Annotated in this window: 12 protein-coding genes and 1 other annotated feature; of the genes, 1 reads left to right on the top strand and 11 read right to left on the bottom strand. The window is 28.2% G+C overall.

The features are described from left to right. Positions 1–62: 62 nt before the first annotated feature. The 5 genes from trpB to rpsU all read right to left on the bottom strand — a co-directional run bounded on the left by trpB (position 63) and on the right by rpsU (position 4,203). Positions 63–1,247 (bottom strand): tryptophan synthase subunit beta, encoded by a 1,185-nt coding sequence (gene trpB, locus BLS77_RS02675; RefSeq protein ID WP_089965550.1) that lies wholly within the window; start codon positions 1,245–1,247, stop codon positions 63–65. A 220-nt stretch (positions 1,248–1,467) separates the two neighbouring features. Next, positions 1,468–1,706, bottom strand: a binding site (T-box leader). A gap of 130 nt (positions 1,707–1,836) precedes the next feature. Further along, on the bottom strand, positions 1,837–2,355 hold the full coding sequence (locus BLS77_RS02670; RefSeq protein WP_089965548.1) for a DUF6241 domain-containing protein: 519 nt from the start codon (positions 2,353–2,355) through the stop codon (positions 1,837–1,839). 201 nt (positions 2,356–2,556) lie between these two features. Beyond that, entirely contained in the window at positions 2,557–2,940 is a 384-nt protein-coding gene (locus BLS77_RS02665) for a hypothetical protein (protein WP_089965546.1), read from the bottom strand. Positions 2,941–3,158: 218 nt separating this feature from the next. After that, positions 3,159–3,698, bottom strand: a complete 540-nt coding sequence (locus tag BLS77_RS02660; RefSeq protein WP_089965543.1) for a flavodoxin domain-containing protein — start codon at positions 3,696–3,698, stop codon at positions 3,159–3,161. A gap of 328 nt (positions 3,699–4,026) precedes the next feature. Continuing rightward, positions 4,027–4,203, bottom strand: a complete 177-nt coding sequence (gene rpsU / locus BLS77_RS02655) for a 30S ribosomal protein S21 (protein ID WP_089965540.1) — start codon at positions 4,201–4,203, stop codon at positions 4,027–4,029. Positions 4,204–5,090: 887 nt separating this feature from the next. Here rpsU and BLS77_RS02650 point away from each other — a divergent pair. After that, a complete protein-coding gene (locus tag BLS77_RS02650; protein WP_089965537.1) occupies positions 5,091–6,263 on the top strand; it encodes a hypothetical protein in 1,173 nt (390 codons plus the stop codon). Positions 6,264–6,361: 98 nt separating this feature from the next. On the opposite strand, the gene BLS77_RS02645 is transcribed toward BLS77_RS02650, so the two are convergent. The 6 genes from BLS77_RS02645 to BLS77_RS02620 all read right to left on the bottom strand — a co-directional run bounded on the left by BLS77_RS02645 (position 6,362) and on the right by BLS77_RS02620 (position 14,101). Beyond that, positions 6,362–6,697 carry a YddF family protein gene (locus tag BLS77_RS02645; protein WP_089965535.1) on the bottom strand — a complete coding sequence of 112 codons (336 nt, stop codon included), beginning with the start codon at positions 6,695–6,697 and terminating at the stop codon, positions 6,362–6,364. 187 nt (positions 6,698–6,884) lie between these two features. Further along, a complete protein-coding gene (locus tag BLS77_RS02640) occupies positions 6,885–7,523 on the bottom strand; it encodes a hypothetical protein (RefSeq protein WP_089965533.1) in 639 nt (212 codons plus the stop codon). Positions 7,524–7,594: 71 nt separating this feature from the next. Then, the gene (locus BLS77_RS02635) at positions 7,595–10,414 is read right to left on the bottom strand and encodes a VWA domain-containing protein (protein WP_089965531.1); all 2,820 of its coding nucleotides are present in this window, start codon (positions 10,412–10,414) and stop codon (positions 7,595–7,597) included. 12 nt (positions 10,415–10,426) lie between these two features. Further along, a complete protein-coding gene (locus tag BLS77_RS02630; protein WP_089965528.1) occupies positions 10,427–12,214 on the bottom strand; it encodes a vWA domain-containing protein in 1,788 nt (595 codons plus the stop codon). Between the two features lie 15 nt (positions 12,215–12,229). Further along, positions 12,230–13,114 (bottom strand): DUF58 domain-containing protein, encoded by an 885-nt coding sequence (locus tag BLS77_RS02625; protein WP_089965525.1) that lies wholly within the window; start codon positions 13,112–13,114, stop codon positions 12,230–12,232. 3 nt (positions 13,115–13,117) lie between these two features. Further along, positions 13,118–14,101 carry an AAA family ATPase gene (locus tag BLS77_RS02620; RefSeq protein ID WP_089965523.1) on the bottom strand — a complete coding sequence of 328 codons (984 nt, stop codon included), beginning with the start codon at positions 14,099–14,101 and terminating at the stop codon, positions 13,118–13,120. Positions 14,102–14,170 lie beyond the last annotated feature (69 nt).

The raw sequence follows: 14,170 nt of genomic DNA, 5'->3' as shown, positions 1-14,170 counted from the left end.
TAAACTTGGTATTTTATATTAATTACCTACAAAATAATTTTATAATCTGTTGTTCATTTTGATTAATCATTATTTGAAGATAATTTATCGAATTCAATTATAGTGTCCATATCTTTATCTCCACGACCTGATAAATTCACAATAATAATTTTATCCTTATCTAAAATAGGTGCTAACTTCATAGCATAAGCTATTGCATGCGCTGATTCTAAAGCTGGGATTATGCCCTCCTCTTTTGTTATGAAATGAAATCCTTCTATTGCTTCTTTATCTGTTATAGATACATAGCTCGTTCTACTTACATCTCTTAAATAAGCATGTTCTGGTCCAACTCCTGGATAATCAAGACCAGCTGATATTGAATACACTGGTAATACGTCTCCAGCTTCATCTCTTAACACATAAGTCATCATTCCATGAATTATTCCTTTTCTGCCCTTTTCCATAGTTGCTGCATTATAAGCTGTTTCAACCCCAAGCCCCCCAGCTTCAACTCCAATTAATTTCACATTTTTATCTTCTATAAATGGATAAAATATTCCCATTGAATTACTTCCACCACCAACTGGAGCTAATATATAATCAGGCAATCTCCCCTCTCTATCTAAAACTTGTTTTCTTGCTTCATCTCCTATTACTCTTTGAAAATCTCTAACCATTGTCGGATACGGATGAGGCCCAACTACTGATCCAATTATATAAAAAGCATCTTCCACATTTGCAACCCAACTGCTTATGGCTTCGTCTACAGCATTACTTAAAGTTTTTGAACCACTTGTAACTGCTGTAACCTTAGCTCCTAGCATTTCCATTTTCTTAACATTAAGAGACTGTCTATGCATGTCCTCTTCTCCCATAAAAACTTCGCATTGCATATTAAACTTTGCAGCTACTGTTGCAGTTGCTACTCCATGTTGACCTGCTCCTGTTTCTGCTATTATTTTCTTTTTACCCATTCTTTTTGCTAATAACACTTGTCCTAATGCATTATTTATTTTATGAGCTCCTGTATGATTTAAATCTTCTCTTTTTAAATATATCTTTGCACCACCTAGGGTTTTACTCATATTATCCGCATAATATAAAGATGTTGGTCTCCCTACATAATCCTTAAGATAATATCTGTATTCTTCCATAAACACCTCATCTTTGCTAGCTTTATAAAATTCTTTTTCTAATTCTATTAATGCATTCATTAGTTTTTCTGGTACATATTGTCCACCAAACCCATTAAATTTTCCATTCATATTATTTTCCTCACTTTCTTAATTAATTTTTTTATTTTACTCTACAGGATCTTCAAACTAACCATTTAATTCGAAAAAAAAGCCACTCCAACCCATTATCCAATAGCTATGCATTAGATAATGGGACGAAATGACTCGTGTTGCCACCCATATTATATATATACATTAATTTTTTATAGCATAACTAAGCATTTTTAAACAATAAAAAACACCTCGCCCTTTATAGGACGAAATGTAAAATTTCGTTATGCCACCCATGTACATATTCTCAATAAGATACAGACTTTTTAAAATCGATATCCTGTCCTTTTAACGGTAGACTTTCCGTATATCCCTACAAAATTTTCGGAATATCATCTCAAAGACCCATTCATTAACGGCTACAGTATTTGGCTCACACCTACCCAAATTCGCTGGAACTAAACTCCATTAACTACTATCTCTTATCATAGATTTTAACTTTAATATAATTATATGGGTATATATACATTATGGCTACATTCATTTATAAGCATATATATCTATATCAAATAACTATATTATCTTTACTTCATAATACTCTCATATACTCTCTATTATAATTTCCTATTTATTCTTTTTTTATAGCTTTTAAGGCTACATCAATGCCTTCTTGATAAAGACCTTTTGCTTTCCCTACATTTCCTTCAAGAATTCTCCAACAATAATTATGTACTTCAACAGAATTTTTAAATTCTCCTTTTTTCCACCTATTTAATTCTGAAACTATATATGAATCATTTTTCAACATCTCAATTCCTAAATCAATATTTTCTAAAGTTACCGCTTGTTCTCCCCATTTAACTCCATCAGATGAAACAATTAAATTGTTACTCATCTGATGTACAAAATCATAATCTTTAACAATCTGTTTTTGTTCTTCCTTACTTTCTATATCTTTAATTTCACTTAACGTTTCTTTGGCAGCCTCATTTACAGACCCAAAATTTTTATTAAATAAATTATAAGCAAAAAATCCTATAACAGCTATAAGTAAAACACTATTTACTATCACAACTACTTTAACTAGTTTCCTTTTATTTTGTACTGCCTGTGCACTTTCTTCATATTCCCCTTTTTCTTCATCCATCCCTACTCATACCTCCCTAAATATAATAATATAATTGGAAAACCTTTACAATTATATATTAACATAAAATATTAATATAGGGAATATTTATGACCTATTCTATAAATGTTAATTAAATTCAGGTATTATGAAAACAAGAGCGTAAATAATATAGCTTGAATGATACGTTTGCTCAATTAATTAACTACATCTCATATAAGTCTACTTATAAAATATAGCAGATATCAGAAAATTAGATCCATATTCTTCATTTTCAATAATCCCATTGTTTCCCCACGTTCCCAATTTAGCTTCAACTGCTAAAGGACGTAGGTCACCGTAAACTGAAAAGACGCCTTTAGTCCAAACCTTTTTATATCCTGATATTTTTATTAACTCTTTTATTTCCTTAAGGTTGTTTTTAGATTTTCTATTAACCTTTAAAATATCTTTGGATACTTTAAATAAATGTTTGTAAAATAATGTATCTTCACAGTAATGTGCAAATACTAAACAATTAACATCACCATTTATCTTTATATTTCCTTTAAGAATAACCTCATATCTGTCAGCTATTTTATATGCATCCTTCATTATATCATCCATAAAAGACAACCTTCTTTCTTTACATATTATCCATTATTATAGTTTCTCTTATGCTTTATATATCTATTCATAATCACCCTTCAATTTTATTATTATAATTCAATTACCAATACTTTACATAATTCAAACTTTTTCTTTAAAATATCTAATGGATAAAATGAGCAAATTAACTATGATTTAATTTTAAGCTCATCACTTTTTTCTTGTTAAAAGTTACTTTATTTTATATTTTTTACATATTCTATTATTTTTGTAGCCGTATTTATATTAACAAAATCAATTTTATCACCATATGTTTTTAACATAAGCTTATCATCATCTGATAGTTCTTCTGGTTTCTTTTTAGCAATTCCTAACTTTAGCATTGCCATCATTACTCTGTGTATTAAACTTAACTTTTTATAATCAATTCCACCTCTTAAGTGAAAAAAAGTAATTTCTCTTTGTATATCTGCAGAAAAATTTTTATCTATTGCCGGTTTAAAAATACTCTTATCTTCAGTAGGTGATAATCCAACTGTAAATACAATAATATTTTTATTTTTCAACTTATGAAAATTCTTAGAAATTATGGCTGAGCCACCTATGCCCCCAGCATAAAGACCGCCTCCAAATATAATATTATTATATTCTAGTAGTTTATCCACTTTAACTTCATTAACCTCATAAATATCAGCTTCTAATTTCTTAGCTATCCACTGAGCATAAACTTTTGTACTACCATACTTAGATTTATAAACTATAACACTTTTACTCATTTTAAAACCCCTTTTACACCCTCAATATTAGCCTATTATTTTTAATTTTCTTTTATTATCATGCTATGCTCTGGCTTATTTGATGGTTCATTTACTCTAATTATACTCTACCCTCACTTTCAATACAATATTTGTAAATTTATTGAACCATTCTATATTGCTCTGACTTATATAATAACTAAATAACTAAATAACTATACTATAATCTAATATTTCTGAAATATATATATCTTATCCATACCTTTAGCTAACATATTTAAAAATACAAAAGGGTGTCGATAAAATCGACACCCTTTTTTGTATAGCTTTAGTTTTCTATAGCCAACTACTATTTAAACTTTCTTTTTCTAGCAGCTTCTGATTTCTTTTTCTTTTTAACACTTGGCTTTTCATAGTGCTCATTTTTCTTAAAATCAGCAAGAATTCCTGTCATTGCACAGTTTTTCTTGAATCTTCTTAATGCACTTTCTATTGTTTCATTTGCTCCAACTTTAATTTCTGACATTCTATATCCCTCCCTACATTAGCGTAAATCATTATCTAATTCACAACTTTTGTTTGCTGAATTCAGCCTATATTGATTATACATTATAAACTATGCTACTGTAAATACTATATTTACTTATAGCTGAATATAATTTTCTCAAGATGTAATATTTCCTATTCATATTTTAGATAATTACTTCTTTAAAATATCTTTTTAGACTGTGCTAAATACATAAAATCTTCTTTATTATTAAGGAAATAAAAGCAATTTCTATTAAACAAGACGCTCTAAAAAAGATGCACTCGCATTAAAAACATTTGAATTTATGTAAAATATAGCATGTGGATATTATTAAAGTGTTATTTGTTTCTTACTATTTCCACCAAGTCGCAGTTACTCTTAACTGAAAATACGTTTGCTTTTAAAACCAGCGACATCCAAGGTCGTAGAAGAAATAAATATAGGTTATATATTTTTTCGGCTTATTAAATTTAAGTATTATGTAAAGTTAAATTAATTATTATGAAAATAAACAAGGGGTATTTTGAAAACACATTGAGGGTGTTTTCAAAACAAGAAAGTAAATAATATAACTAAATAATACAATTAAAATTATATTATTTACAACAACATAAATAATACTAATTATAAAAATTAAAATTTATTATTAGTAACTAAAAAAGTTTATAAAGTTTTTTAAAAAAATTAATTACTTCATATATTTAAGTGAGCCATAAAAAATATAGGAGTAAATTTCACCTCTATTACTCCCTTTTATTTAAAAACATTGTATTGTTTACCTATTTTATGTTAATATCTGTTGGATATATTTCTTAAGCAACTATATACATATATAAATTAATTCTATTTAATAAAAATTATTAGAACTATAAAAGGAGAATAAAATGAAAAAATTATTATTAATATTATGCTTAGTTACTAGCGTATCACTATTTTCATGTTCTAAAGGCGAAACTAATAAAGATATTCAAGATAAAAAACTTATTCAAGAAGATGTCAATTCGGATAAAATATCTTCACCAAAATCAGATGATTTATATAGTTTTGAAATAGTATTAAATGGTGTAGATTATAATCTACCTATTGCATTTTCAGAATTAGAAAAAAACGGTTGGGTAATTAAAGAAGCTGACTTAATTAATCTAGAACCTTCTCAACACACATTAGGAACAATACTGAAAAATGGAGATAAAGAAATAAATTCATATATATTTAACTCTAGCGAAAACGTACAATCAGCTGATAAATGTATAGTTGGTGGTATTGCTATAGATGAATATTATGCAGAAAATGGATTAAAACTAGTTTTACCTAAAGGCATAACTTTAGGAAGCTCAAAAGAAGAGGTGCTTTCAGCATACGGAGAACCTACTGATTCTTATGAATCTGAACTTTATACAAAGTTCACTTACGAAGTTAATACTTATAAAACTATTGATATCATGATAGATATTGAAACAAACAAGGTTTCACAAATTGATTTAAGAAATTTTAATGATTCACCAGATAAAACTAATTCATCCGAATCTGCTAATTCTAATGAATCAATTAGTAAATCATCAACCTATAAAGTTCCTAAGGAACTAACTGATGATTTACTAAGTTTTAATGTTAAATACGATGGTGTTTTATATAATGTACCTGTTCCATTTGCTGAACTTGAAAAAGATGGTTGGGTAATTGAGAGTGCTCCTTACGAAAAAATAGATGCTAAAGATACAGCCTTTGGGTTTATCTTAAGAAAAGGTAATATTTCATTAGATACGAATTTATATAATGAACTAGATACTTCAACTAGTTATAAAAACTGTTTAGTCACATCTTTTATTTCAAATGACACTGATACTAAATTGCCCATAGAATTGCCTAAAGGTATAAAAGTTGGTTCTACTCAGCAGGATGTGGAATCTGCTTTCTCTAATTTAGAAGTTGTTAAAGAAGATGATCCAAGCTATATTTCTTATACTTATACTAAAACTGTTCTACAAGAAATATCTATTTTTATTTCTAAAGAAACAAGTAAAGTATATAAAATTGAAGTTCAATATCTACCTTAAATAATATATTTATTTAATCACTAACAAATAAATTTTCACACATAAAAACAGCCTTCAGTTATTATATTGAAGGTTGTTTTTTATGTTTAATTATCTGCTTATTCAAATCTTTCCATAATCTTCAAGCAATAGCCTACTCGTTCAAGCTCTGCTCTATCTAATACTTCTCCTTCAGGCGGTCTTTCATTTAATTTAAAAACAATGCCAATCTGTCCTATTTGTTGATGAAATTGAATTCTATTCATTGGAATATTCATTCCAAATAAATCCGACATAATTTCTGCCGTAGCTTCATGACCAATTGCTGATATGAAACCCTTTTGTTTTATATATCTTTTAGCAGTATCAAGATCTATATCTTTTATACTATATAATCCATTTGTAGTAGCGACTGTTCCATTAAATAATCCAACAGGTAAATCCTCATTTTTCATAAACTATATGCTCCTCTTTACTTTCTTTCTTTATATTATACCATTTGTTACAATATGTAGAAATATTATCTTTTGAATTTTTCTGATATAAAATTCTACTTTTAATTTTTTCCAAATAATTTGTTATTAAGAAAGCTTTTTAAAAATAACTAGTAATATTCTTTAAAATCTCTAATTAAATAACGTTCTAAAATAAGTGAGCGACTAACTTGTTTCCCTCTTCATATACTTCAACGTTATATGAATTCCAAGCAGCGCTATAATCACCAGCAGCTGATATTGCAACTCTTATTTTAAAGGATGCTCCCTTATTTGTTTTAGAACTTTTTCCCCTATAAGTTACCTTATCTAATTTTAATACCATAGTTTCACCATCTAATAGTTTCATTTGCTCTCTTAAATATTTCAAATCACTTTGCAATTTAATTTTATCCTCTGCTGTTATAGGTGCTATTCCTGATTCACTTTTTTCATCAAAGGATATTAAGTTATTATAAATTTCTTGATTTTGATTTACATAAGCATATAATAAATCATTAGCAAAATCTAATTCTTTATATTCCCCAGGAACATATGATTTTGAAAGTTGATCATCATAAATATCTGTATTTGCTTTAACTTCACTTAAATTTTTGCTTGAAGTATATATTTTGCCAAGAGCCACAAATGAAGTTATTACTTCTGGTATTTCCTCTACAACCTTTTGCTCTTCTTGAATATTTTCTTCATTTTTAGATAAGTCATTAGAACTTTTACTACTACAACCAGCTATATTCAATATAATTATTGAAAAAATAATTAATAAGGATATTTTTTTTATAGTCATATAATAGAGCTTTTTTAAAATAGCAAGTCAAAATCTTTGACTCGCTATTTTCTTTCAGCTCACTCCCTCCCTTATATTTTTTTTCTATCACTCTTTTTCTTTAAAAGCATTCCTGTATTTAGTGTCTCTTTCTTTCCAATTTTCTCACTATCTATAGTTACATTATTATCTTGCTTCTTATATTTTTTATTATTTTTTCTAGGCGTATGCTCATTAACTTCTAAGTCTATAGCCTCTTCAGTTTTTATCTTTAAATCTTCATTTATACTTGCTTCTTTATTCATGCTTTTTTTCTTAGTCTTCTCTTTATAAACTTTAGATTTGTTTTTCTTTCTATTTCTAAAGTATTTGCTAAAGTCTAAATTCAATCTTCTATAAGCTATATCTAACATAAATAAAATAATGCTAATTACTAGAAGTGGTGTTACTGTGTTAATTTTATTATATTCTTTTTCTAAATCTCCTGTAAACACTTCTTCTGGTTTGTTTATAAATGACCCTTTTGTTTCTTTTACTACAGTATCTAGTTTTTGTACATTGTTATTAAATTTAAATTCTTGTGAGTATTGAAGTGCAAATCCCCCTTTATAGTTGTTTTTAACTGTACCCTCTTCTTCTTCTCTTATGCTAAAATTATAAAATCCTAAATCTTCTAATGGAATATTTGCTTCAAATTTACCTGGCTGTGTTTGCGTTAATTCAAAGTCTCCTTTTTTATCATTTTCTCCATTGTATAAACCCTTAACTTTAGCATCTTTACTAATTTTATCATTGTAGAACTCAACTTTCGCTTCATTTCCTTCTTGTGTTACACTAAGTCTTCCCTCTTCTCCATATTGTGGTATTGTATAGAAAATCATGTTCTTAACTAATTGAGCTCCATACTCCCAAGTTAAGTAGTTTCTACTCCATTGTCCACTTATATCGGATGTCCAAGATACTGTTTTTCCAAGACCATATTGCCTTGCAGCTAGTATTGGCTCATCATGATTTGATCTTAATATTTCTATAGCATCTTTTTTTATTGATGTTCCTATATATCCAAATAAGCTTGGGATTCCTTCTGAAGTTTTTACTCCCGACAAAATTTCATGGTTACTTAAAATACTTGGTGTAAATTCTTCATTTATTATATAAGTACCTACAGATAGTAGTACTTCTTTTGCAAATATTCTAGGAATATCAGTGTACATATCTGTATAATAACTTCTCCCTTTTCCTACAGTTGCTAGGTCTCCTAAAAGTGTTTGGTTTGCACCTTCTCCTACTGCTACTGTTGAAAGTGTTATATTACTTGAATTAAACCCAGCTAAAAGTTCTGCATAAGCTGCATATGGCATTCCATCTTCTCCATCTGTTAAAAGAATTGTATGCTTAATTTTCGCATTACTTTCTTTTTGAATCTTATAGCCTGCATCTAAAGCTGGATATATAGATGTACCTCCTCTTATTTGAATTCCTGCTATTTTTTCTTTTATAGCATTTTTATCTCCTACTTTTTGAAGTGGTACAACTTCTTCAAAGGTATCATCAAAGGCTATAAGTGATATTTCATCTACTTCTCTTAAATTTTCTAAAGCTTTCATTGCAGCTTCTTTTGCAAGTGTTAATTTACTTACTCCACCCGATTCTCCACTCATACTTCCTGACTTATCAATAACTAAGTTTAAACTTATTCCTGGAACTTCATTTTTACCGGTTTTATCCATGTTAACGGGTAAAACTTTTTCTAAGCTAGTATCTTTATAACCTCCAAGTGCATAAGCTTCTTCTCCACCAAAGGATACAAGCCCCCCACCATAATCTTTAACATAAGTTTCTACATTATCCATAAATCCATTATTCAAATCATCTTTATGAACATTATTTAAAATAATTGTTTTATACTCTAAAAATTCATTTAACTTCATTGGTGCTGACTTTGACCCTATTTTCTTTACATTTGCTCCAGCTTCACTTAGAATTTTTTCTAAAGCTTCTGATTCTCCAAGCTTTCCGTTAATTAATAAAATTGTAGCCTTATCTACTACATTAGTAAAAGCACTAAATTCATTATTCACTTTAGATGTATCACCTTCGGCTTCAACTAAAACTCTATAACCTTTAAACCCTCCGCTTGTTTGCTTATCTTTAAATACAAAAGCATTTTTTCCCTTTTGTATTTGAACATCCTGCTCGCCTACTTTATCTCTTCCTGAAAAAAGTATAAGTTTTGCTTTTGCTGCATAATTTGATTGTAGATCTATTTGAACTGAAAATTCCTCTCCAACTGAAATATTATCTGGAACTTTTACATTATCAACGTAAACTTCATCTCCACCTTTTGAGGTTACTTTATTAACTTTCAATTCTATATTTTGTTCATTTATAAGAGGAATAGATTTTAAAATATCCCCTTGATTTTCTTCACCATCAGTAATTAAAACTATTCTTTTTGAGGTTCCCTTTTTAAATAAAGCTAATGACGATTCTACAGCCTCTTGTATATTAGTTGCACTAACTACTGGGTTTTCATTTATTGATTTGTATTCTTTTTTCTTATTTAAAACTTTATCTATTTTAGAGTTATCTCCAAAAATAACAACTCCTGATTTATTTCCCTTTGGTATTTCTTTTAAGGCATTATTTATAAATAACTCTCCAGATTCCTTAAAATCTCCCATACTTTCTGATACATCTAATATAAATACTGTTGAAACATTTCTTCCCTTGAAATTTAAACTAATATTTGTAAAAGCGCCTACTAAAAGTGTAAATATTATTATTCTGCTTATTAATATTACCCAGTCATTTTTGCTTGCTGGTTTATGTTTCTTAAAGGTAGAATACATAAAGGCAAAAATTATCGGAATTAATATTAAAGCATATAAGTTTCCTATTTCTAAATTCATATAACCTACCTCCTAATTTCCTCTTTTATACATAACCCATTCATAACCTACTATCAACATTGCTAAAAGTATTATAAAAGGTTCAATGTTTATTCCTCTTTTTAAGTCACCCTTTACCTTACTTAAGCTTTCTGTTTCACCTGCTACTTCCGAATTTGTATTACTTTCTTTTTCACTTGGGAAGTTTACTGAAAACAATTCTTTTTCTTCCCCTAAGTTTAATTTATATAATCCTAAATTCTTTTCTTCTTTTATTTCATCTCCAGATTTTATGGCTAATACTTCTCCATTTGGATAAGTTACTTTAAGTTCTTCATCTAAAGAACGTCCCTTAGCTACAACTTTTTCGCCACATTTAAAATTACTTTTATAAAGCATTCCACTGGAAATTAAGTCTTCTCCTAATTCATATATTAAAATTGGGAACTCTTTTTTTAAAGCTAAATCACTATTATGAAGATCAAAGGTTAATGCTGCTATTTGTCTTCCTTCAAATTCGCCTTTAAATCCAATTGCACTTTCATCTACAGATAAAAATCCTCTACCCCAATAAGGTACTTCTAATTTACCATATTTAGATAATGTGAATTTTATGGATTCTAAGTAATTTGATAATTCTCCTTGCACAGCTGTTGCCTCTCCTATTTCTCCACCTTCTAAAACCTTGAAAAAATTATTTGAAGTTGGATTAATAAATAAGATACTTCCTTTGCTTGGCATCACCTCTGGTTTAACATTATCAAATACATAAAGATCGTAATTATCTCCCGCACTTAAGTTTGATACATCATTAGTTTTAAATACTTCTGTATTTTGAATGCTACCAAAAGCTTTTTCTAAAAATACATTTTCTGTAGTTACGATTAATACTTTTTTTATTTTTGTATTACCTATAACATGATAATATAAATTATCTTCTAAATTTATATCTTTTCTTGAAAGCTCTCCCTTTAAATATTCTCCTTTAAATTGTTCTAACTCAAAACTTAAAGTTTTCTTTTCACCTTCTGCTAAAGATAAAGTTTCAACCTTTATTAGATCATCTCCATTATAAAGTGAAAAATCTCCTTCATAACTTCCAGTTCCTCTATTTGAAACTGTAGCTATAATTTTCATGTTTTCTCCAATAACTTTATGTGATATATTATCTACAGATCCATTGCTTCCAATGTTCCCCAGCGAAACTACCTTCCCATTTACATCACCTAAGCTAACATCTTTATCTGTAAATATTAATGTTTCGTATTCTTCTCCAATACCTTCTCCAACAGCCTTAACTAAAGATACAACATCATTTATATCACCAGAACCATAACTTTGTGTTATTTTATTAATCGTTTCAGTGGATATATCTTTGCTAGGTTCTCCGCTTAATAATAAATTTCCACTTCCATCAAAGTTAACTATATAAGCATTTGTCCCATCTTTTGCAGAATTTAAAAATTCTTTTGCTAAATCTTTACCATTTTCAAGTCTAGTTTTTTCATTATAAATTGTACTCATACTTGCAGTGTTATCTAGAACTATAATTACATTTTTATAACTTTCTCCACCAAACTTTAAAAATGGTTTCATTAATGCAAATATTATTAGTAGTAATATTAATAATTGCAATAAAAACATTATATTTTTTCTAAACTTTTCCCAAGGTGTAGTGGCTCTAGTGTTTTTATAAACTTCTTTCCATAATAAAGATGAAGATATAACTTCTTCTTTATATTTCCTCTTCAATATATAAAGCATTATAAGTAGAGGAACTGTTATTAATAAAAATAATGGCCAAAGACTTGTAAATCCCATAAATCAATTCCTCCCCTAATAAAGTACTCTTTTTTTGCTAAAATCATTTAATATTATTTCTTCTATAGATTTAGATGAGCTTACACTTATAAGCTTTCCCCCATATTTTTTCACTAAAGATTCTATTTCTTTGTTATATTTCTTTAAAGAATTTTTGTAATCTTTAATTATACTTGGTGTTAAACTCATTTTTAAGTTTTCATTAGTTTCAGAATCTATAAATGTTATTTCATTATTAAACTGTGGGTTTATCTCTTCTTCTGCTAATATTTGAACTAATATAATTTCTTGCTTTTTAAAAGCTAAATATTTAAGTCCCTCTTCTAAAGTTTCTAGTCCATTATTATTTAGAAAATCTGAAACTACAATTGATATTCCTCTTGAGTTTAAATTTCTTTTTTTAATACTTTGAGATAAATCTGTAGATCCATCAAATTCCATAGACTCTAGTTCTTTTAATATTCTTTGAAACCCCTTATTTCCTGTAGCACTTTTTAAAGATTTAACAGTCCCACTTTCCATTGTATTTATATTTACTCTATCTAAATTATTTAGTGCAATATAACTTAAAGCTCCAACTACTTTTAGTGCTGTATCTTTTTTGTTTACTTCACCATAATCCATAGATTTACTTTTATCTATAAAGAAATTAAACACACCTTCTCTCTCTTCCATAAATACCTTTATAAAAAACTTATCAAACCTTCCATAGGCATTCCAATCAATTCTTCTAAAATCGTCACCAGCTGCATATTCTCTATAATCTGAAAATTCAACAGAAACTCCTTTAGCTTTAGATTTTCTTCCTCCCTGGGTTCCACTTGAAAGTTTAAAATTAATATGCATATTAATTTTGTTTAGCTTTTTAAAGAAGTCCTCATTAAATATTTTCACACTCATTTTTTACACAACCTTTAAGTCTTCTAGTATTTTATCTATAATACTTTCCTCTGTTATACCTTCTGTTATTGCATCAAAATTTAGTATTATTCTATGTTTTAAAATTGGGTATGAAAGTGCTTTTATGTCATCAAAAGAAACATTGAACCTACCATCCATAACTGCTAAAACTTTAGCTCCACTTATTATTCCTTGTGCCGCTCTTGGGCTTGCTCCAGCTTCCACATATTGTTTTGCAAGGTCATGTCCATCTTCTATTTCAGGGTGAGTTCCAAGAATTAATTTAAGTGCAAACTCTTTAACAGCATCTGCGATTTTAACTTCTCTAATTATTTCTCTAATTTCTAAAATTTCACTACCTTCTAAAACGTTCTTTATTTCAACTTTGTTATTACTTAAAGTTAAATCCATAATAGCTTTAAGCTCATTTAAATTTGGGAAATCCACATTTATTTTAAATAAAAATCTATCTAATTGAGCTTCCGGTAAGGGATATGTCCCCTCTTGTTCTATTGGATTTTGAGTTGCAAGAACCATAAATGGTTTTGACATTTCATAAGTTGTTTTTCCAACTGTTACTGTTTTTTCTCCCATAGCTTCCAAAAGAGCAGATTGTGTTTTTGGAGTTGCTCTATTTATTTCATCTGCAAGTAAAAGATTTGTAAATATAGGTCCCTTCTCAAATTTAAATACAGTATTATTATTTTCTTTAACTACTAAATTTGTTCCAACAACATCTGCAGGCATTAAATCTGGTGTAAATTGAATTCTTGCAAAATCAAGGTTTAAAACACGTCCTATAGTTTTAACAAGCTGTGTTTTACCCATTCCAGGCATACCTTCTAAAAGAACATTTCCATCTGCAAAAATTGCAACTAAAACATTTCTTATAACCTCTTTTTGTCCTATAATTCCTTTTCCAATTTCCTCTTCACATTTCCTTATTTTTTCTGCAACTTCTTTTAACATGTTTTCATTTATATCCATTATTATTCCTCCGATCTAATATCTCTTGTAAATCTAAATAACAAGTCAGTATTTTTTTATATTCTATAT

Source organism: Clostridium gasigenes (genome assembly GCF_900104115.1).
Lineage (GTDB): Bacteria > Bacillota > Clostridia > Clostridiales > Clostridiaceae > Clostridium > Clostridium gasigenes.
This window is presented reverse-complemented; position numbering and strand designations above follow the sequence as displayed.

Bases quoted from the DNA above. Each gene is read 5' to 3' on its own strand.
- BLS77_RS02625 (WP_089965525.1), bottom strand. From the start codon at position 13,114: ATGAGTGTGAAAATATTTAATGAGGACTTCTTTAAAAAGCTAAACAAA.
- rpsU (WP_089965540.1), bottom strand. From the start codon at position 4,203: ATGTCAGAAATTAAAGTTGGAGCAAATGAAACAATAGAAAGTGCATTA.
- BLS77_RS02640 (WP_089965533.1), bottom strand. From the start codon at position 7,523: ATGACTATAAAAAAAATATCCTTATTAATTATTTTTTCAATAATTATA.
- trpB (WP_089965550.1), bottom strand. From the start codon at position 1,247: ATGAATGGAAAATTTAATGGGTTTGGTGGACAATATGTACCAGAAAAA.
- BLS77_RS02660 (WP_089965543.1), bottom strand. From the start codon at position 3,698: ATGAGTAAAAGTGTTATAGTTTATAAATCTAAGTATGGTAGTACAAAA.
- BLS77_RS02670 (WP_089965548.1), bottom strand. From the start codon at position 2,355: ATGGATGAAGAAAAAGGGGAATATGAAGAAAGTGCACAGGCAGTACAA.
- BLS77_RS02630 (WP_089965528.1), bottom strand. From the start codon at position 12,214: ATGGGATTTACAAGTCTTTGGCCATTATTTTTATTAATAACAGTTCCT.
- BLS77_RS02645 (WP_089965535.1), bottom strand. From the start codon at position 6,697: ATGAAAAATGAGGATTTACCTGTTGGATTATTTAATGGAACAGTCGCT.
- BLS77_RS02665 (WP_089965546.1), bottom strand. From the start codon at position 2,940: ATGGATGATATAATGAAGGATGCATATAAAATAGCTGACAGATATGAG.
- BLS77_RS02650 (WP_089965537.1), top strand. From the start codon at position 5,091: ATGAAAAAATTATTATTAATATTATGCTTAGTTACTAGCGTATCACTA.
- BLS77_RS02620 (WP_089965523.1), bottom strand. From the start codon at position 14,101: ATGGATATAAATGAAAACATGTTAAAAGAAGTTGCAGAAAAAATAAGG.
- BLS77_RS02635 (WP_089965531.1), bottom strand. From the start codon at position 10,414: ATGAATTTAGAAATAGGAAACTTATATGCTTTAATATTAATTCCGATA.